This is a genomic window from Modestobacter sp. VKM Ac-2985 (genome assembly GCF_026967925.1).
Classification (GTDB): domain Bacteria; phylum Actinomycetota; class Actinomycetes; order Mycobacteriales; family Geodermatophilaceae; genus Modestobacter.
In genome coordinates this window covers 1,841,051-1,859,883 of record NZ_JAPVBI010000001.1, presented here as the reverse complement: position 1 = coordinate 1,859,883, position 18,833 = coordinate 1,841,051, and the positions used below count along the sequence as shown (strand labels likewise).

The window sequence follows — 18,833 nt, the reverse complement described above, 5'->3', positions numbered from 1 at the left end:
CCGCAGGCGAGACTGGCCGGCGTGCTGCCGCCGCCAGGGACGCCCGGGACCGACCTGCCGGTCCGCTCGGTGCTGCCCGCACTCGACACGGCGCTGACCGCGGCCGGCGCTGCGGTGCTGGTCGCCCCGCCGGGCACGGGCAAGACCACGCTGGTCCCGCTCGCGCTGGCCGACCGACTGCCCGGCCGGGTCCTGGTGGCCGAGCCGCGGCGGGTGGCCGCCCGGGCCGCCGCCCGCCGGATGGCCGCGCTGCTGGGCGAGCCGGTGGGACGCTCCGTGGGCTACAGCGTGCGCGGCGACAGCCGGCGCAGCGACGCCACCCGCGTCGAGGTGGTCACCACCGGCCTGCTGGTCCGCCGGCTGCAGGCCGACCCCGAGCTGCCCGGGGTGTCGGCCGTGGTGCTCGACGAGTGCCACGAACGGCAGCTGGACACCGACCTCGCGCTGGCCTTCACCCTCGACGTCCGGGCGGCGCTGCGCCCGGAGCTGGAGCTGCTGGCCATGTCGGCGACCGCCGCGGCCGACCGGCTGGCTGCCCTGATGGGCGGTGCGCCGGTCGTCCAGGCGACCGGCTCGCTGCACGAGGTGGAGCCGATCTGGTGCCCGCCCAGCCCGCCGGTCGCCCCGCCGCACGGCACCGTCGTGGACCCGCGGCTGCTGGCCGCGGTCGCCGGCACCGTGCGTCGGGCGCTGGCCGAGACCACCGGCGACGTGCTGGTCTTCCTCCCCGGCGCGGCCGAGATCGGCCGGGTCGCCGGCCTGCTGACCGGCGTGGACGCCGACGTCCGGCCGCTGCACGGCCGGCTGCCACCCGACCAGCAGGACGCCGCCCTCACCCCGGGCCCGCGCCGCCGGGTGGTCCTGTCGACCGACGTCGCCGAGACCAGCCTGACCGTGCCCGGGGTGCGCACGGTGGTCGACGCCGGCCTGGCCCGGGTGCCGCGGTTCGACGTGGCCCGCGGGATGGGCGCACTGGTCACCGTCCGGGTCTCCCGCTCCTCGGCGGTGCAGCGCGCCGGGCGGGCCGGCCGGGAGGCGCCCGGGCGGGTGTACCGGCTGTGGTCGGCCGCCGAGCACGACCGGCTGCCCGCGGCTGCCGAGCCGGAGGTCGCCCTCGCCGACCTGACCGGGCTGGCGCTGGAGCTGGCGGTGTGGGGCGCCCCGGACGGCGCCGGGCTCGCGTTGCCGGACGCACCGCCGGAGGCCGCGTTCGCCGTGGCCCGAGCGACGCTGCGCCGGCTGGGCGCGGTGGACGACGGCGGCCGGGTCACCCCGCGCGGCCGGGCGCTGACCGCCGTCGGGGCGCACCCGCGGCTGGCCCGGGCACTGCTCGACGGCGCCGCGCAGGTGGGCCGGCGGCGTGCGGCCGAGGTCGTGGCGCTGCTGTCCGGTGACGTCGCACCCCGCTCCGACGACCTGGTCGCCGAGTGGCGGTCGCTGCGCGGCCAGTCCGGCGGCCCGGCGGCCCGCTGGCGGGACGAGGTGGCCCGGCTGACCCGGGCGGCCCCGTCGGCGCCGGACACCGGGCTGCCGGACGACGCCGCCGCGGGGCTCCTCGTCGGGCTGGCGCACCCGGAGTGGCTGGCCCGCCGCCGTCCGGAGGCCCAGCGCACCTACCTGCTGGCCGCGGGCACCGGCGCGGAACTGGCGCCCGGGACCGCGCTGTCCGGGGCGGACTGGCTGGCCGTGGCCGCGGCCGACCGCGCGCCCGGGCGCCGTGACGCGCGGGTGCGGGCCGCGGTCGCGATCGCGATCGACGAGGCGACCGCGCTGGCGGCGGGGGCGGCCGCGCACACCGACGGGCCGGAGATCAGCTGGCGGGACGGCGACGTCCGGGCCGCCCGGGTGGAGCGGCTGGGCGCGATCGTGCTCGCCGAGCGCCCGCTGCCCGACCCGGACCCGACCGCCGTCCGCGCGGCTCTGGCGGAGGGGCTGCGCCGGGACGGGCTCGCCCTGCTGAGCTGGACGCCGGCCGCCCGGGCGCTGCGCGAACGGCTGGCCGCCGCGCACGCCGGGCTGGGCGAGCCGTGGCCGGCGGTGGACGACGAGTCGCTGCTCGCCGCGCTGGCCGACGGCGCGGCACTGTCCGGCGCCCGCAGCCGCCGGGACCTCGCCCGGGTGGACCTCACCGCGGCGCTGCGCGGGCTGCTGCCCTGGCAGCTGGCCGGCCGGCTGGACGAGCTGGTGCCCGAACGGGTCGAGGTGCCCACCGGCTCCAACGTGCGGGTCGACTACGCCGACCCCGAGGTGCCGACCCTGTCGGTGCGGGTGCAGGAGGTGTTCGGCTGGGCGGCGGCCCCGGTGGTCGCCGGCCGGCCGCTGCGCCTGCAGCTGCTCTCCCCCGCCTCCCGGGTGGTCGCGACGACTGCGGACCTGGCCGGTTTCTGGGTCACCGGCTACCCGGCGGTGCGCAGCGAGCTGCGCGGCCGCTACCCCCGCCATCCCTGGCCGGAGGACCCGGCCACCGCCGTCCCGACCCGCCGGGCCAAGCCCCGCGGGACCTGACCGTGTACGGCTGTACACATGATGTGTACGGTCGTACGCATGAGCAGCGACGGGCGCTCGATGTACGAGCGGATGACGGCCGGCGACCCCTACGTCGCCGACGACCCCCAGATCGCCGCTGCGAGCACCCGCGCGCAGGGGCTGTCGCACCGCTACAACACCATGGACCCCACCGACGGCGCGGCCCGCCGCGCCGTGCTGGAGGAGCTGCTGGGCGCCTTCGGCGCGGGCAGCGAGATCCGCCCGCCGTTCCACTGCGACTACGGCCGGCACACCACGGTCGGGTCGCGCACCTTCGTGAACTTCGGGCTGGTCTGCCTGGACGTCGCCCGGGTCATCATCGGCGACGACGTGCAGCTGGGCCCGAACGTCCAGCTGCTCACCGCGACCCACCCGCTGGAGGCCGGCCCCCGGCGGGACAAGTGGGAGTCCGCCGAGCCGATCGTGATCGGGGACAACGTCTGGCTCGGCGGCGGCGTGATCGTCTGCCCCGGCGTCTCGATCGGCGCCAACACCGTGGTCGGTGCCGGGTCCGTGGTGACGCGTGACCTGCCCGCCGACGTCGTCGCGGTCGGCAGCCCGGCCCGGGTCGTCCGGCCGCTGCCGTGACCACTGACGCCCCCGAACCGCACGACCGGCCGGTGCGGCGGCACGACCCCGACCGACGGCAGCGGATCGTCGAGGCGACCGTCGACGTGATCGCCGAGCACGGCGTCGCCGGCACCACCCACCGGCTGATCGCCGCGGCCGCCGACGTCCCGCTGGGCTCGCTGACCTACCACTTCACCGGCCTGGACGACCTGCGTGCGCAGGCCTTCGCGCTGCACGCCGAGCGGATGGCGGTGAAGTACGAGGCGCACTTCGCCGAGGTCGGCAGCGTCGCGGACGTCGTCGACGCGGTGACCGACCTGATCCACGCCGATGCCGACGCCGACGACCGCGACTGGGCGGTCGCCTACGAGCTCTTCCTCGCCGCGCTGCGCGACCCCGGGCTGCGCACGGTCACCGAGTCGTGGATGCGCCGCAGCCGCAGCGTGCTGGAGCGGTTCGTCGACCCGACCACCTCCCGCGGGCTGGACGGGCTGATCGAGGGCCTGGTGATGCACAAGGTCCTCTCCACCCGGCCGGTCTCCCGCGCCGAGACCCACGAGATCATCGCCCGGGCCGTACGCCCCACGAACTCCCAGGAGCCTCCACGGTGACCAGCACCGACGTCCGCCGGTCACCCGACCCGGCCCAGGTGACCACGGCCATGCGGGCGGTCTACGTCGCCTTCATCGGCGCGGGGTTCGCCTTCGCCAGCTGGGCCAGCCGGATCCCCCAGGTCCGCGACCGGCTCGACCTCGACCCGGCCGCACTCGGCCTGGTGCTGCTGGCCATCGCGGCCGGCTCGGTGATCGCCCTGCCCCTCGCCGGCACCCTGATCGGGTGGATCGGCTCGCGCGCCACGGTGATCGTCATGGCGCTCGTGCTCGCCGCGGCGATGGGCGTCATCGCGGTCGGCTCGGTCACCTCGGTGGCGGTGCTGACGGCCGGGCTGTTCGTGATGGGCCTGTCCAACGGCGCATGGGACGTCGGGATGAACGTCCAGGGCGCCGTGGTCGAGCGGCACCTGGGCCGGGTGGTGATGTCCCGGTTCCACGCCGGCTTCAGCCTGGGCACGGTCATCGGCGCGCTCCTGGGGACGGCGATGGTCGCCCTCGACGTGCCGGTGCCGCTCCACCTGGCCGGGGTCGCGGTGCTGGTCGCGGCGGTCGTGCCGCTGACCACCCGGGGGTTCGTCCCCGACGTCGACACCGATCCCGACGGCGTCCCGACCGAGCGGGTGAGCGCGCTGTCCGCCTGGCGCGAGCCGCGCACCCTGGTGATCGGGGTGGTCGTGCTGGCCTTCTCCTTCGCCGAGGGCGCCGCCAACGACTGGCTCGCGGTGGCGCTGATCGACGACCACGGCACCTCGGAGACGGCCGGCACCCTGGGCTTCGCGCTGTTCCTCACCGCGATGACCCTGGCCCGCTGGTTCGGCGGCGCGCTGCTGGACCGGTACGGCCGGGTGCCGGTGATCCGGCTGCTGGCCGGGCTGGCCGTCGTCGGGCTGCTGCTGTTCGTGTTCGGCTCCCCGCCGGTCGCCTTCCTCGGCGCCCTGCTGTGGGGCGCCGGCGCCTCCCTGGGCTTCCCCACCGGGATGAGCGCCGCCGCCGACGACCCGGCGAAGGCCGCCTCCCGGGTCAGCGTCGTCGCCTCCATCGGCTACTGCGCCTTCCTCGCCGGGCCGCCGCTGATCGGGCTCCTCGGGCAGCAGGTCACCGTGCTGCGCGCGCTCACCGTCGTCGCCGTCCTGCTCGGCGTCGCCGTCCTGGTCGCCGGCTCGCTCCGCCCTCCTGCCGGGACCGTCCCGGCCCCGGACCGGACGCCGGAGCAGCGGGTGTGACCGCCTCCGCAGCGACCCCAGTGGGCAGAGCCCGCCGGGACCGGTGAGGATCGGGGGGTGACCAGCACCGCCCCACCGCCGAAGTCCGCGACCGCCCCGCCCACGGACGCGCCGACGACGGGCGCCCCGACCACGGACGCCCCGACCACGGACGCGTGGGGCATCGACGCCAGCTGGCTCGACGCCCTCGACGAGGAGCACACCGTCGCGCAGTCGACGATCGACCGGCTGCGGGAGGTGATCGGCACCCCGCCCGCGGACCTGCCGGACCGCGCCCCGATCGTCGCCCGGCCCGGGGACGCCCTGGAGGTCGACCTCGCCGACGTCGAGTGCGAGGACGGGCGGACCCGCCAGATCGACGGCGAGCTGCCCGAGGACTTCCCGCTCGGCTACCACCGACTGCGCACCCCCGACGGCCGGGAACGCCGGCTGATCGTCTCCCCCGGGCGCTGCTGGCTGCCCGAGGGCTGGCGGGCCTGGGGCTGGGCGGTGCAGCTCTACGCCACCCGCGGCCGGGAGAGCTGGGGCATCGGCGACCTCGGCGACCTGCGCACCGTGCGCGAGCTCGCCCAGGCGCAGGGCGCCGGCTTCGTGCTGGTCAACCCGCTGCACGCGGTCGCCCCGACGCCGGGCCAGGAGGACAGCCCCTACCTGCCGGCCACCCGCCGGTTCCGCAACCCGGTCTACCTGCGGGTCACCGAGGTGCCCGGTGCCGACGCCGTCGACGTGGAGGCCGACGCCGGCCGGGCGCTCAACGACGGCGAGCTCATCGACCGCGACGCCATCTGGGCGCTCAAGCGCCGGGTGCTCCAGCGGGTCTTCGACGCCGGTGTCGACGAGGGGCCCTTCCGCGACTGGTGGTGGCACGAGGGCCAGCCGTTGATGGACTGGGCCACCTGGTGCACGATCGCCGACGAGCACGGCCCGGACTGGCACACCTGGCCCGAGCCGCTCCGCGACCCCCGCGGCTCGGGCGTGGCCGACTTCGTCGCCGGCCACGACCGGGAGATCGCCTTCCACGCCTGGCTGCAGTGGCTGCTCGACGTCCAGCTGCGCGCGGCCACCGAGGGCACCACCGTGATCCAGGACCTGCCGATCGGGGTGGCCGGCGGCGGTGCGGACGCCTGGGCCTGGCAGGACGTGCTGGCCCAGGGGGTGAGCGTCGGGGCGCCGCCGGACGCCTTCAACAGCCAGGGCCAGGACTGGGGTTCACCCCCGCTGGTGCCCTGGCGGCTGCAGGCCGCCGACTACGAGCCGTTCATCCAGTCGATCCGGGCGACCATGGCCGGCGCCGGCGGCCTGCGGGTCGACCACGTGATGGGCCTGTTCCGGCTGTGGTGGGTGCCCTCCGACGGCGGCGCGGCCGAGGGCGCCTACGTCCGCTACCCGCACGAGGACCTGCTCGACATCGTCGCGCTGGAGAGCCACCGCGCGCAGGCGATCGTCGTCGGCGAGGACCTGGGCACCGTCGAGGACGGCGTCCGGGAGGCGATGGCCGAGCACGGCATCCTCTCCTACCGGCTGCTGTGGTTCGAGGACGACGAGCCCGCCCAGTGGCCGGCCGAGGCGATGGCCGCGATCACCACCCACGACCTGCCGACGGTGGCCGGGCTGTGGACCGGGTCCGACCTCGCCGAGCAGCGGGACCGCGGGCTGGGCACCGAGGAGGAGCTGCTGCGCGGCCGCGCCTCGCTGCTCGGGCACCTGGAGTTCATCGCCGAGGACGCCACCCCGGCCGAGGCGGTGGAGGCCGCCCACCGGCAACTGGCCACCGCGCCCTCGACCCTGCTGTCGGCGACGCTGGACGACGCGCTCGCCGAGGAGCGCCGGCCCAACATGCCCGGTGCGAACGCCCGGCCCAACTGGTGCCTGCCGCTGCCGGTGCCCACCGAGGAGCTGGCCGCGCACCCCGGCGTCCAGGCCGTCGCGGGCGTGCTGAACGCGGGGCTGCACCCGGTCACCACCAAGGGCAAGGTCAAGAGCGGGAAGCGCAGCAAGAGCACCGGCCGGAGCACCCGCACCAAGCACCGGTGAGCCGAGACCGGGCTGGTGGCTGCCTCGACGATCGCGAGACAGCCACCAGCCCGCGGTCGGGCGGAGCTGACCCGGCCCGGCGGCCGGCCGAGCGCCGCCGCCGCCCGGTCGTGGGGGTCCAGCAACCCAGCGGGGCCGTCACCGAGTGACAGCTGAGCGGGCATCCCGAGGGCGGGAAGCCCGTTCTGCTGACACTCGACACCCGGGTGGCCCTGGTCGAACGTGTGTTCGAATCCGTGCGACGATGTCCGGGTGGCCGGGGGGATGCAGCGCGGGCGGCACGGCGGGTCGCTGGCCGACCGCGCCGCCCGCTCCGGCGTATCCGCTCCCCCGCCGGAGCCGCCTGCCCCGCCGGAGCCGCCCGCCCGACCGGCCGCCGAGGTCCGGCGACCGGCGGGCAACGGGCACGGCCGGCACTGCTGGGTACAGGACCCGCCCGACGCACCCGGCACCTGGCCGGGGCTGCTGGTGGAGTGGCGGCAGCGGGAGGACGGCTGGCACGGCCGGGTCGCCTACACCGTCGTCGGCGCGCACGGCCCCGTGCTGGTCGAGGCGTGGCTGCCCGCTGAGCAGCTCAGCCAGGGCTGACCCCCTACCGTGCGCGGCATGACGGAAGAGCAGGACCAGCCGGTCGTCGTCCGCGCCCAGGGCCGGCCGGACGGCAGGGAGCTGCCGGTCATCGGGGCCCTGCCGTACCCCGGGGAGCACCACCCCGGCGTCGGCGTCCGGTGGGTCGAGGACGGCGCCCTCCTCGCGGTGACCACCTGGGGCAGCAGCAGTCATCCCACCGTGCCCCGGGCCGCGCGGGTGCAGGACGGCGAGCTGACGCTGACGATCGGCCGGCGGGAGACCGCCCCGCTCCCCCCGGGCTCCGTCGACGTGATGACCGCCGACCTCGCCTCGTACACGACGCTGATCGAGCCGCCCACCGGGCTGGACCTCCACTCGACCACGCGGGTGCACGTCGGCGACCAGGTCGTGGAGCTGCTCCCGGCCGGCACACCACCGCCTCCCCCGATCCCGCTCCTCTCAGGACCGTCGCCCCGACCACCGTCACCTCACTCGGGTCCGCCAGAGGCCTGACCGGCGCCCGCGTGCGGCCCGGCAGCTGGCGACGGGACGAGTCCGTGGCCGTGCACCCCGACCGGGGCGAGCAGCCGGCTCTGCGCCACCACATCCGGGCCACCGGTATGAGGCGAATCAGTGCCCGGCGGTGCCGAGCGCGGTCCGGTAGCGCGTGGGGCTGGTGCCGACGACGGCGGAGAACCGCGCCCGGAGGTTGGTGGCCGAGCCGAGGCCGCTGGCCGTGGCGATGCGCTCGACGGACCAATCGGTGGTCTCCAGCAGTCGTTGCGCCCGCCGGACCCGGGACCGGGTGAGCCAGGCGCTGGGAGTGGTGCCGACCTCGTCGGCGAAGCGGCGGTTCAGGGTCCGCACGCTGACGGCGCTCACCTGGGCGATGTCGGCGATGGTCACGGGCCCGGCTGCGTGCTCCTCGATCCACTGCAGCGTCGCCGCCAGCCCGCCGTTGCCCAGTCCGTCGTCCCGGATGTACTGCGCCTGGCCGGCGTCCCGGGTGAGCGGCACCACCGCGGTCCGGGCGGCCTCGGCGGCCACCGCTCCCCCGTGGTCCCGGGAGATCATGTGCAGGCACAGGTCCAGGCCGGCCGCCGCGCCGGCGGAGGTGAGGACCTGCCCGTTGTCCACGAACAGGGAACCGGCGTCGACGTCGACCGCCGGGTACCGGGCGGCGAGGACGCCGGCGGCCTGCCAGTGGGTCGTTGCCCGCAGCCCGTCGAGCAGTCCGGCGGCAGCGAGGTCGAGGGCGCCGACGCAGATGGACGCGATGCGCGCGCCCCGCCGGGCCGCCTCCTGGAGGGCGGCCAGCGCCCTGGGCTCCGGTGAGGCGCTGGGATCGCTCCGGCCCGGGACGACCACGGTGTCCGCAGCGATCAGCCGGTCGAGGCCGTGCGGTACCGACAACGACATCGGCCCGGCGGAGACGGTCCGCCGGGGACCGGCGACGACCACCTCGTAGGCGGGCGCGCCGTCGACGGCGGTACGGCCGAACACCTCGACCGGTGTGGCGAGGTCGAAGGCGATGACGCCGTCCAGGGCCAGGACCGCAACGGTGTGCACGCCGTGGACGGTAACGCTGGGCATGGCGAGATGGTTGCGGAGCATGGCTGATGAGCCACTCGTGCGACGGCCTCGACAGTTCCTACGCTCGCCGCACACCCCCGAGAGAGGAAGCCCTGTGCTGGCCCAGATCGTCTTGTTCGACGGGTTCGACCCGCTGGACGTCATCGCACCCTTCGAGGTGCTCAGCGCCGGCGCTGCCGCAGTCGGCGGCCGGCTCGAGGTCCGGCTGGTCGGCATCGACGCCCCGGGCCCGGTCACCAGCGGCACCGGTGGCCTGCAGCTCACCGCCACCCACGTGCTCGCCCCCACCGAACCGGGCTTCGTGATCGTGCCGGGCGCAGCCGGCCCGGTGTCCGCCGACCCCGACGTCGTGGACACCATCCCCGTCCTGCTGGCCCGCGTGGGTGAGACCGGCCTGCCCGGCAAGGTGCGGCAGGCGTTCAGCGCACCGGACACCGTGGTGGCCACGGTGTGCGGCGGGTCCCTCGCGCTGGCCATGGCCGGACTGCTCGAGGGGCGTCACGCCGTGACCCACCACCTGGGCAACGACGTCCTCGAGGCCACCGGCACCCACGTCGTCCACGCCCGGGTCGTCGACGACGGCGACCTGGTCAGCGCCGGCGGGGTCACCTCCGGCCTGGAGCTCGCGCTGCACCTGCTGGACCGGCAGTTCGGGCCGCAGGTCGCCCACGCGGTAGAGGAGCTCTTCGAGCACGAACGCCGCGGCACCGTCTGGCGCCCCATCGGCTCCCAGCCCCTCCCGGCCTGACCCCGTGAGCCAGCTCCCCGGCCGCTGGGCCCTGCGCATGCGGACCCCGATCGGCAGCATCGAGGCAGAGATGACGTTCACCGAGCACGACGACGGCCTCACCGGCCAGGCCGCCGGGAAGGGCGAGACGGTCCCACTGCACGACGTCCGGACGGCGCCCCACCAGGACGGGGAACGGGTGACGTGGACGCAGACCATCACCCGGCCGCTGCGGCTCACCCTGGCCTTCGACGTCGTCGTCGCCGGCGACGAGCTGCACGGCCACTCCCGCGCCGGCCGTCTCCCGCAGTCCACCGTGACCGGGCACCGCCTCCCGGGCTGACCGTGCCCGCGACCGGGCCGGTTTGCGCAGGCACCCTCTCGGGATACCGGGGAGGGGACGCCGCCCGGAGCCGCCGGGCCACGAGAGCGGAGGACGCGATGACCAGCCCGCACGACGAGCCGACGCTCGACGACGTGATCACCCCCGAGGAGCCGGCCCCCCGGGACCGCACCGAGCACGCCAAGGACCCGCACCTGTCCGACGAGGCCCTCGAGCACCGCACCGAGCTCGAGCGCCAGGCAGTGCAGTCCGACGACGCCGACCCGGCCGGCGCCTACGAGCACGACGCCACCGAGGCCTGAGTCACCAGGACCTGAGTCACCAGGACTCGAGCGAGCAGGGCCTGAGCAAGCAGGGCCTGAGCCGACCGAACTCCGACGAGGGCGGCGCACCGGAAACCACCCGGGGTGCCGCCCTCGTCGCGTGCGGGTCAAGGCGTCCGGGTCAGGGCTGCAGCGAGCGGGTGCGGCCGAGCGCTCCGGTGAGCACCAGGGCTGCGAGCGCACACCCGCCGGCGAGCAGCACGACCCCGGGCCAGCCGGCCTCCTGCCAGGCCCGGCCGGCAGCCGTGCCGCCCACCGAGGAGCCGACGTAGTACCAGAACGAGTACAGCGAGGCCGCCTGACCGACCGGCCGTCCGCCCAGCTGGGCCCGCGCCGCGACCCAGCCGCTGGCCACGCCGTGGGCGGCGAAGAACCCGACGGTCAGCACGCACAGCCCCAGGACGACGCACCACAGCGGCGTCGGCAGGGTCAGGGCGATCCCCGCCGCCATCAGCGCCACGGCGCCGGGCACCACCACGCGCCGCCCCAGCCGGTCGGCCAGCCAGCCGGCAGTCGGTGAGCTCGCCGAACCGAGCAGGTAGGCCAGGAACACCAGCCCGGCCACCGCGGGCGTCAGCGAGTAGGGCTCGGACTCCAGCCGGAACGTGCCGGCGTTGTAGACGGCGACGAACCCGCCCATCAGCAGCGCGGCCAGCCCGTACAGCGCCAGCAGCGCCGGATCGGTGAACGCTGAACCCAGCTGGCGCAGCAGCCGCCCCTGCCGGAGCAGCGGGGTGAACCGGCGGGCGGGGGGCAGCAGCAGCCGGACGGCGACCGCGCAGCCGACGGCCACCACGGCCGCACCGCCCAGCGCCGTCCGCCAGCCGCCCAGCTCGGTGAGGACACCGGTGAGCAACCGGCCGGACAGGCCGCCGATCGCGGTGCCGCTGACGTAGAGCCCGATCGCCCGCGAGCTCATCGCCGGGTGCAGCTCCTCCCGCAGGTAGGCCACCGCCACGGCGGGCAGCCCGGCCAGGGCGAAGCCCTGCAGACCGCGGAGCACCAGCAGCGCCTCCCACCCGGGGGCCAGCGTGATCAGCACGGCGAGCACCGCGGCGGCGGCGAGGCTGGCGTGCAGGATGCCGGTGCGGCCGCGGCGGTCCGAGAGCGGCCCGAGCACCAGCAGGCCCACGGCCAGCGCGGCGGTGCTGACCGAGATGACCAGGGTGGAGGCCGCCGGGGTCACCCCGAAGGAGCGGCTGAACTCCGGCAGCAGCGCCTGCGGGGCGTACAGGCTGACGAAGACGGCGATGCCGGCGAGGAAGACGGCGGTGGCGGCCCGGCGGAAGGCGGGCTCACCGGCCCGGTGGCCCGGCCACTCCCCCGTCGTCACGCCCGGGAGCCTGCCCGGGTGGAGCTCGGCACCCAGCGCGGGGGGTCAGCAGGCCTGGTCCTCCACCAGCTCGGCGGCCCGGGAGTCCAGCGCCTCCTGCGCCACCTCGGCGTCGTCGAAGGGCACGGGGGCGCCGCCGTCGGTGAGCGTGGTCTCGTGGCCGCGACCGACGAGGAGCACCACGTCCCGGCTGCCGGCGGCATCGACGGCGGCGGTGATCGCCTCCCGGCGGTCCAGCACGGTGTGCACGGTCGCGGTGCTGCCGATCAGACCGACCCGCAGCTCCTCGACGATCGCCTCCGGGCGCTCCCCGTGACTGCCCTCGTTGGTCAGCCACACCACGTCCGCGGCGCGGGCGGAGACGCCGAGCCCCTGGCGTTTGTACCGGTCGCGGCGGCCGCGGGCCCCGAGCACCAGGTGCACCTGACCGCCGGGTCCGGTGAGGTCACGGGCGGTCTGCACGGCGGCGGCCAGCGCTCGGGGGGTGTGGGCGTAGTCGACGACGACGAGGGGACCGCCCGGTCCGCGCAGCAGGGTGTTGCGCCCCGCCGGTGCCGCGGTGGCGGCCAGGCCGGCGGCGATCGTGTCCGCCGGCAGCCCGAGCGAGCGGCCGGTCGCCCAGGCCGCGGCGATGTTGCCGACGTGCACCCGGCCGACCAGCGGGGAGCAGACCCAGTGCCGCCCACCGCCGTCCTCGACGACCAGGCTGGTGCCGTCCGCGCCGGTGTGCCAGGCCAGCACCCGGACGTCGGCCGCCACCCCTGGCTGGGTGGCCACCCGGGTCACCGGCACCCGAGCCTGGTCGGCCAGCCGGCGTCCCCACGGGTCGTCGACCACGACGACGGCGCTGTCGGTGCGCTCGGGGGTGAACAGCAGCGCCTTGCTCGCCCAGTACTGCTCGATCGTGCCGTGGTGGTCGAGATGGTCCTCCTCGAAGCCGGTGAAGACCGCCACCTCGACGTGGACGGCGTCGACCCGGCCGACGTCCAGCGCGATGGAGGAGGCCTCGACCACGGCACTGGTCGCGCCCGCCTCGAGCATCCAGCGCAGCAGCCCGTGCAGTTCCGGTGCCTCGGGGGTGGTCAGCCGGGTGCCCCGGGTCTGCCCGTCGACCCGGGCGCCCAGCGTGGTGACCACCCCGGCGCACTCCCCCGCTGCCTCGAGCACCCCGCGCACCAGCGTGCTGGTCGTCGTCTTGCCGTTGCTGCCGGTCACGCCGACCAGCCGCAGCTGCTCTCCGGGGTCCCCGGCCAGCAACGCGCCCAGCGGGCCGAGCAGGGCCCGGACCGAGGGCACCAGCAGCTGGGGCGCCGCCACCGGCAGGGGCCGGTCGACGAGGAGCGCCGCGGCGCCACGGGCCAGGGCCGACGCGGCGAACCGGTGTCCGTCACTGTGCGCCCCGCGCACGCAGGCGAACAGGCAGCCGGGGGTCACCGCCCGGGAGTCGGTGACCAGTCCGTGCAACAGCAGGTGGTCCTCGCCTCCGGAGCGGACGACGGGGCCGGCGGCCACGGTGCGGGCACGGGACTCGACGGATGCCCAGGGCACCGCGGGGAGCGACACGCGGCCGACGGTAGGCGAGCGGCCGGCACTCGGCAGCACGAGATCCGGTGGCGCGCCACCGACCCCCTCGCCGACACGCGGGGCGACCTGGTTGGCTCCGGACGTGCCGCAGCTGACCGCCGAGGACGTCGCCTGCTGGGTGCTGAAGAGCAGCCGGCCGCCGGAGGCGCTGCTCCCCGACTGGCGGCCCGGCGCCGTCGCCGTGCTGGACCGGTGCGTCCGGCCCTCCTACCGGCTGACGCTGCTGACCCCGGGCCGGCCGTGCCTGCTGTGGGTGAGCGGCCGCGACCGGCCCGGGGTGCACGCCCTCGGTGAGCTGGCCGGGCCGGTGGACGCCGCGGCCCCGGGCGGGCCGGCGGTCGCCGTCCGGTGGACCCGGCTGGCCCACCCGGTGGACCGGGCGGACCTGCTGGCCGACCCGGAGACCCGCTCGGCGGAGGTGCTGCGGATGCCCGCGGGGAGCAACCCGTCGTGGCTGTCGCCCGCCCAGTACGCCGCCGTGCTCACCCACGCCGGGGTCACCGCCTGAACGAGCTGCTCAGGCGCCCCGGGGCGCGTACATGATCAGCGCGACGCCGAGCAGGCAGACCAGCGCACCGCCGACGTCCCAGCGGTCGGGCCGGAAGCCGTCGGCGGCCATCCCCCAGAGCAGTGACCCGGCGACGAAGACCCCGCCGTAGGCGGCGAGCACGCGGCCGAAGGCGGCCTCCGGCTGCAGCGTGGCGACCATGCCGTAGAGCGCCAGCGACACCATCCCGATGCCCACCCACAGCCAGCCGCGGTGCTCCCGCAGGCCCTGCCAGACCAGCCAGGCGCCGCCGATCTCCAGCAGGGCGGCGAGCACGAACAGGGCGATGGAGCGGATGGTCACACCGGCCAGTCTCCCGGTCGCACAGCCGGGGCTGGGACCATGGCTCACCGTGACGGACAGCCGGTACCGCTGGGGCGGGCTCGCGTGGGTGCTGACCCTGCAGTTCTTCGTCGTCGAGGCGATCGCGGCGCTGCAGTACGAGGGCTACTCGTACTCGGCGGACGTGATCAGCGACCTGGGGACGGCGGCCTCGCCCGCCCGGCTGCTGATGAACGCCTCCTTCGTCCTGCAGGGGGTGCTGATCATCGCCGGGGCACTGCTGCTGCGGCCGGGACTGGCCGGCACGGGTGGCCGACTGGCCCGCCCGGTGCTGGTCGTGGCCGGGCTCGGGGTGCTCCTGGTCGGGCTCTTCCCCTCCGACGGCAACACGACGGTCCACGCGATCGCGGCCGGCGCGCACTTCCTCGGCGGCGGGATCGGGCTGATCGCGCTGGCCTACGGGGTGCGGCCGCGCTCGGAGCCGCTGGGCACCACGCTGGCCCTGCTCGGGCTGGTCGGCGTCATCGCGACGATCTTCTTCGCCTCGGCCGTCTTCGTCGGCCTCGGCGAGGGCGGCATGGAGCGGGTGGCCGGCTACGTCGTGCCGCTGGGCCTCCCGCTGGCCGGTGCGTTGCTGTGGCGGCAGAAGGACGACTGGCTGGCGCTCACCAACCCCGACGGGACGCCGAGCCGCCGGCAGCTGCGCGAGGACGCCCGGCTGGAGCGGGCCCAGCGGGCCGCGGAGCGGGACGCCGCCCTGGAGGCCGCGGCCCGCCCGGCCCCGGGCGCGAGCACCGCAGGCACGGCGGCGGACGAGTTCGACGACTTCGACCCCGACGACCCCTGGGCTCCCCGCCGGCGCTGACGGACGGCCCGGGTCAGGTCAGGAGCAGCAGGCGTCGGCGCCCTCGGGGGTCAGCGCGGCCAGCGTGGCCAGCGCCTTCACCGGCCCGGCGAGGGCCTCGCAGCACAGCGCGTAGACGTTGCTGCGGCCCTTCGGCGTGATGCTGACCAGGCCCTGCTCGCGCAGCGGCGCCAGGTGGTGGCTGACCAGGGTCTGGCTCATGCCGGCGGCGTCGGTCAGCTCCCGGACCGTGCGCGGGCCCTCGGCCAGCAGCAGGAGCAGGTGCAGCCGGTTCGGGTCACCGAGCGCCTTGAGCTGCGGGGCGAGCAGGCGGGCACGGTCGGCGGGAGAGGTCAGCTCGTCGACGTCGAGCAGTCGCACGTCCAGGTCCTGGCGCATGCCGACCAGTCTGCCACACGACGGTTGTTGTCAACAGCATTCGCTGTTAACGTCACTCGACGTTGGACGGACCACCGACGAGCGAGGACGTGAGCACGGCATGAGCGCGAACCCGACGAACGACCTGCCGGTCGTGGTGATCGGCGCAGGCCCGGTGGGCCTGGCCGCCGCCGCACACCTGCTGGAGCAGGGCATGGAGCCGCTCGTGCTGGAGGCCGGCGACCAGCCCGCGGCCGCGGTGCGGGACTGGGGGCACGTGCGGCTGTTCTCCCCCTGGGAGTACGACGTCGACGACGCCGCCGTCCGGCTGCTGGAACAGACCGGCTGGGAGTCCCCCGACCGGACGGCGTTGCCCACCGGCACCGAGCTCGTCGAGCGGTACCTGGCGCCCCTGGCCGCGACGCCGCAGCTGGCCGGCCGGATCCGCACCGGCACCCGGGTGGTCGCGGTCAGCCGGGCCGGGGTGGACAAGACCCGCACCGTCGGTCGGGAGGGCCGGGCGTACGTGGTGCGCACCGTCGTCGACGGCCGGGTGCAGGACCTGACCGCCCGCGCGGTCGTCGACGCCTCGGGCACCTGGGGTCAGCGCAACCCGCTCGGCGCGGCCGGTCTCCCCGCGATCGGGGAAGAGCAGGCCGGCGACTGGCTGGTCGGGCCGCTGCCCGACGTGCTCGGCCGGGACCGCGCCCGGTTCGCCGGGAAGCACACCGTGGTGGTCGGCATGGGCCACTCGGCGGCGAACACGCTGCTGGCCCTGGTGGAGCTGCAGCAGAGCGAGCCGGGCACGCGGATCAGCTGGACCATCCGTGGCCGCTCCCCCGCCCGGCTCTACGGCGGTGGCGACTCCGACGGGCTGCCCGCGCGCGGGCTGCTCGGCTCGACGCTGAAGGCCGCCGTCCAGGCCGGGCACGTCGAGCTGCACCGCGAGGTCACCTGGACCGAGCTCGCACCGACCGGTGACGGCCGGCTGCGCCTGCTCGGCACCGGCCGGGACGGCGCCCCGCTGGAGCTGGCGGTCGACGCGGTGGCCGCCGCCACCGGCTTCCGCCCCGACCTGGACCTGCTGCGCGAGGTGCGGCTCGACCTCGACGCCGCCCTCGAGGCCCCGGCCCGGCTGGCGCCGCTGATCGACCCGAACTCCCACTCCTGCGGCACCGTGCCGCCGCACGGGCACCGCGACCTGGCCCACCCCGACGAGGGCTTCTACCTGGTGGGCATGAAGTCCTACGGGCGCGCCCCCACGTTCCTGCTGGCCACCGGCTACGAGCAGGTCCGCTCGATCGCCGCCGCGCTGGCCGGGGACACCGAGGCCGCGGACTCCGTGCAGCTGCACCTCCCCTCGACCGGGGTCTGCAGCACCGACCTGGGCGACCGGGAGGCCGCCGAGTCCGCCGGCGTCGGCTTCGCCACCGGGAGTGCCCACGGGTGGTCGGCCGAGGACCCCGAGCCGGTGAGCTGCTGCGGCGCGACCCCGGAACCGGTGAGCGCCGGGGCCTCCTCGTCGGCCTGTTGACCGCATCGCCCCGGGCAGGCGTCAGCGGGCCAGCCGCAGCCGGGTGGCCCGGTAGGCGATGCCCACGGCGAAGACCGCGGTGCCGGCGACCACGGCCTGCCACGGCAGGGTCGCCACCAGGACCAGGCAGCCCACCAGGCCGAGGACCTGCAGCGCCCGGGGGAACCGGCGGTGCTCGCCGTCCTGGGTGAACGCCGCGGCGTTGGCGACGGCGTAGTAGAGCAGTACACCGAAGGAGGAGAAGCCGATCGCGCCGCGCAGGTCGACGGTCAGCACGAGCAGACAGACGACGACGCCGACGGTGACCTCGGCCCGGTGCGGCACGGAGAAGCGCGGGTGCACCGCCGCCAGGTACCGCGGCAGGTCGCCCTGCCGGCCCATCGCCAGGCTGGTCCGCCCCACCCCGGCGATCAGGGCCAGCAGCGCGCCGAGCGCCGCTGCGGCCGCGCCGATCCGCACCACCGGCCCGGCCCAGTCCCAGCTGCCGGCGGCCACGGCGGCGGCCAGCGGTTCGGCGGTGGCCGCGACGCCGTCGGCGCCCAGCGTCGTCAGCAGCGACACCGCGACCACCAGGTACACCGCGACGGTGAGCCCCAGCGCCAGCTGGATCGCACGCGGGATGGTCCGCGCCGGGTCGCGGACCTCCTCGCCCATCGTCGCGATGCGCGCGTAGCCGGCGAAGGCGAAGAACAGCAGCCCGGCCGACTGCAGCACCCCGAGGACGCCGCCCTCGACCGCCCAGTCCCCCGGCGCCGTCCCGCCCGGCGGGCCGCCGACGAGCATCGCGGCGACCGCGACGGCCAGCGCGGTCAGCACGACGGTGACGATCACCCGGGTGAGCCCGGCGGTGCGGGTCACGCCGCGGTAGTTCGTCGCGGTGAGCGCCAGCACCGCGGCCACGGCGACCGGGCGCTGCCAGCCGGCCGGCGCGGCGTACGCGGCGAACGTGAGCGCCATCGCCGCGCAGCTGGCCGTCTTGCCGATCACGAACCCCCAGCCGGCGAGGAAGCCCCACCAGTCCCCGAGCTGCTCCCGCCCGTAGACGTAGGTGCCGCCGGAGGCGGGGTACTGCGCGGCGAGCTGGGCCGAGGCGGTGGCGTTGCACCAGGCGACCACGGCGGCGATCGCCAGCCCGATCAGCAACCCCGCGCCGGCGGCCTGCGCGGCCGGGGCGAAGGCGGCGAAGACGCCCGCGCCGATCATCGACCCCAGGCCGATGACGACCGCGTCGCCGGTGCCGAGCCGGCGGGACAGACCCGGTCCGACGCTCACCGCAGCACCCGGGCTGGCGCGCGACCATGACGGGAGTCACAGTGGGTGCCCGACCCGACGGGAGGACGAGGATGCGCCGCTGCCTGATCGTCGCCAACCAGACCCTCACCACAGACAGACTCAGCGCGGCCGTGGAGGAGCGGGTCGCCACCGAGACGCACGAGTTCCACGTCGTGGCACCGGCCACGCCGCTGGACGACCAGGTGGACGTCCCCAGCGCCTACCAGCACCTGGGCCCCGCCCCGGCCGACCGCGCCTACGCGCTCGCGGCGCAGCGCCTGGACCACGCCCTCGAGCAGCTCGGGTCGCTGGGGGCCACGGTCACCGGCGAGGTGGGCGACCCGGACGCCCTGGAGGCCGTCCGCATCGCGCTGCACCACTTCACCGCCGACGAGATCGTCGTCTCCACGCTGCCCCGCGGGCTCTCGCAGTGGCTGCACCGCGACCTCCCGTCCCGGCTGCGCAAGGCCACGGGCGTCACGGTCACCCACCTGGTCGCTGACCAGGAGGCCGACGCGAGGACCTGACCGGAGGCC

Annotated in this window: 20 protein-coding genes; 14 read left to right on the top strand and 6 right to left on the bottom strand. The window is 76.3% G+C overall.

Going from position 1 to position 18,833, the window contains the following annotated elements; genetic code table 11:
- Nucleotides 1-21 precede the first annotated feature (21 nt).
- From hrpB to O2V61_RS08850, 7 genes are all read left to right on the top strand, one after another.
- Nucleotides 22-2,505 carry an ATP-dependent helicase HrpB gene (gene hrpB, locus O2V61_RS08880; RefSeq protein WP_269182925.1) on the top strand — a complete coding sequence of 828 codons (2,484 nt, stop codon included), beginning with the start codon at nt 22-24 and terminating at the stop codon, nt 2,503-2,505.
- 39 nt (nt 2,506-2,544) lie between these two features.
- Nucleotides 2,545-3,114 (top strand): sugar O-acetyltransferase, encoded by a 570-nt coding sequence (locus O2V61_RS08875; protein WP_269182924.1) that lies wholly within the window; start codon nt 2,545-2,547, stop codon nt 3,112-3,114.
- Complete coding sequence (locus tag O2V61_RS08870; protein WP_269182923.1) at nt 3,111-3,707, top strand: TetR/AcrR family transcriptional regulator; 597 nt, start codon at nt 3,111-3,113, stop codon at nt 3,705-3,707. Before O2V61_RS08875 ends, O2V61_RS08870 begins: the two co-directional genes overlap by 4 nt.
- Nucleotides 3,704-4,933, top strand: coding sequence for an MFS transporter (locus tag O2V61_RS08865; RefSeq protein ID WP_269182922.1), 1,230 nt, complete (start codon nt 3,704-3,706; stop codon nt 4,931-4,933). Before O2V61_RS08870 ends, O2V61_RS08865 begins: the two co-directional genes overlap by 4 nt.
- Before the next feature lie 57 nt (nt 4,934-4,990).
- Nucleotides 4,991-6,967, top strand: a complete 1,977-nt coding sequence (malQ, locus tag O2V61_RS08860; RefSeq protein WP_269182921.1) for a 4-alpha-glucanotransferase — start codon at nt 4,991-4,993, stop codon at nt 6,965-6,967.
- Between the two features lie 252 nt (nt 6,968-7,219).
- The gene (locus O2V61_RS08855; protein ID WP_269182920.1) at nt 7,220-7,555 is read left to right on the top strand and encodes a hypothetical protein; all 336 of its coding nucleotides are present in this window, start codon (nt 7,220-7,222) and stop codon (nt 7,553-7,555) included.
- A gap of 18 nt (nt 7,556-7,573) precedes the next feature.
- Entirely contained in the window at nt 7,574-8,050 is a 477-nt protein-coding gene (locus O2V61_RS08850) for a hypothetical protein (protein ID WP_269182919.1), read from the top strand.
- A 117-nt stretch (nt 8,051-8,167) separates the two neighbouring features.
- Here O2V61_RS08850 and O2V61_RS08845 read toward each other — a convergent pair whose 3' ends face one another.
- A complete protein-coding gene (locus tag O2V61_RS08845) occupies nt 8,168-9,106 on the bottom strand; it encodes a GlxA family transcriptional regulator (RefSeq protein WP_269182918.1) in 939 nt (312 codons plus the stop codon).
- 118 nt (nt 9,107-9,224) lie between these two features.
- On the opposite strand from O2V61_RS08845, the gene O2V61_RS08840 reads away from it, so the two are divergent.
- From O2V61_RS08840 to O2V61_RS08830, 3 genes are all read left to right on the top strand, one after another.
- Nucleotides 9,225-9,878, top strand: a complete 654-nt coding sequence (locus O2V61_RS08840; RefSeq protein ID WP_269182917.1) for a DJ-1/PfpI family protein — start codon at nt 9,225-9,227, stop codon at nt 9,876-9,878.
- 4 nt (nt 9,879-9,882) lie between these two features.
- The gene (locus O2V61_RS08835) at nt 9,883-10,200 is read left to right on the top strand and encodes a hypothetical protein (protein WP_269182916.1); all 318 of its coding nucleotides are present in this window, start codon (nt 9,883-9,885) and stop codon (nt 10,198-10,200) included.
- A 98-nt stretch (nt 10,201-10,298) separates the two neighbouring features.
- A complete protein-coding gene (locus tag O2V61_RS08830; protein ID WP_269182915.1) occupies nt 10,299-10,502 on the top strand; it encodes a hypothetical protein in 204 nt (67 codons plus the stop codon).
- Between the two features lie 142 nt (nt 10,503-10,644).
- Here O2V61_RS08830 and O2V61_RS08825 read toward each other — a convergent pair whose 3' ends face one another.
- Nucleotides 10,645-11,856, bottom strand: coding sequence for an MFS transporter (locus O2V61_RS08825; protein WP_269182914.1), 1,212 nt, complete (start codon nt 11,854-11,856; stop codon nt 10,645-10,647).
- Between the two features lie 45 nt (nt 11,857-11,901).
- Nucleotides 11,902-13,419: a Mur ligase family protein gene (locus tag O2V61_RS08820; protein WP_269182913.1), complete on the bottom strand. Its 1,518-nt coding sequence runs from the start codon at nt 13,417-13,419 to the stop codon at nt 11,902-11,904.
- 103 nt (nt 13,420-13,522) lie between these two features.
- Here O2V61_RS08820 and O2V61_RS08815 point away from each other — a divergent pair, with 103 nt between their 5' ends.
- The gene (locus O2V61_RS08815) at nt 13,523-13,948 is read left to right on the top strand and encodes a hypothetical protein (protein WP_269182912.1); all 426 of its coding nucleotides are present in this window, start codon (nt 13,523-13,525) and stop codon (nt 13,946-13,948) included.
- A gap of 9 nt (nt 13,949-13,957) precedes the next feature.
- Here the strand turns inward: O2V61_RS08815 and O2V61_RS08810 are convergent, their stop codons facing one another.
- Entirely contained in the window at nt 13,958-14,290 is a 333-nt protein-coding gene (locus tag O2V61_RS08810) for a YnfA family protein (protein WP_269182911.1), read from the bottom strand.
- A 49-nt stretch (nt 14,291-14,339) separates the two neighbouring features.
- On the opposite strand from O2V61_RS08810, the gene O2V61_RS08805 reads away from it, so the two are divergent.
- On the top strand, nt 14,340-15,134 hold the full coding sequence (locus O2V61_RS08805) for a DUF998 domain-containing protein (RefSeq protein WP_269182910.1): 795 nt from the start codon (nt 14,340-14,342) through the stop codon (nt 15,132-15,134).
- An 18-nt stretch (nt 15,135-15,152) separates the two neighbouring features.
- Here the strand turns inward: O2V61_RS08805 and O2V61_RS08800 are convergent, their stop codons facing one another.
- Nucleotides 15,153-15,512 carry an ArsR/SmtB family transcription factor gene (locus O2V61_RS08800; RefSeq protein ID WP_269182909.1) on the bottom strand — a complete coding sequence of 120 codons (360 nt, stop codon included), beginning with the start codon at nt 15,510-15,512 and terminating at the stop codon, nt 15,153-15,155.
- A 100-nt stretch (nt 15,513-15,612) separates the two neighbouring features.
- On the opposite strand from O2V61_RS08800, the gene O2V61_RS08795 reads away from it, so the two are divergent.
- Complete coding sequence (locus O2V61_RS08795) at nt 15,613-17,025, top strand: FAD-dependent oxidoreductase (RefSeq protein ID WP_269182908.1); 1,413 nt, start codon at nt 15,613-15,615, stop codon at nt 17,023-17,025.
- Nucleotides 17,026-17,046: 21 nt separating this feature from the next.
- On the opposite strand, the gene O2V61_RS08790 is transcribed toward O2V61_RS08795, so the two are convergent.
- Complete coding sequence (locus tag O2V61_RS08790) at nt 17,047-18,297, bottom strand: APC family permease (protein ID WP_269182907.1); 1,251 nt, start codon at nt 18,295-18,297, stop codon at nt 17,047-17,049.
- Between the two features lie 71 nt (nt 18,298-18,368).
- On the opposite strand from O2V61_RS08790, the gene O2V61_RS08785 reads away from it, so the two are divergent.
- Complete coding sequence (locus tag O2V61_RS08785; RefSeq protein WP_269182906.1) at nt 18,369-18,824, top strand: hypothetical protein; 456 nt, start codon at nt 18,369-18,371, stop codon at nt 18,822-18,824.
- The last annotated feature ends 9 nt before the right edge of the window (nt 18,825-18,833 follow it).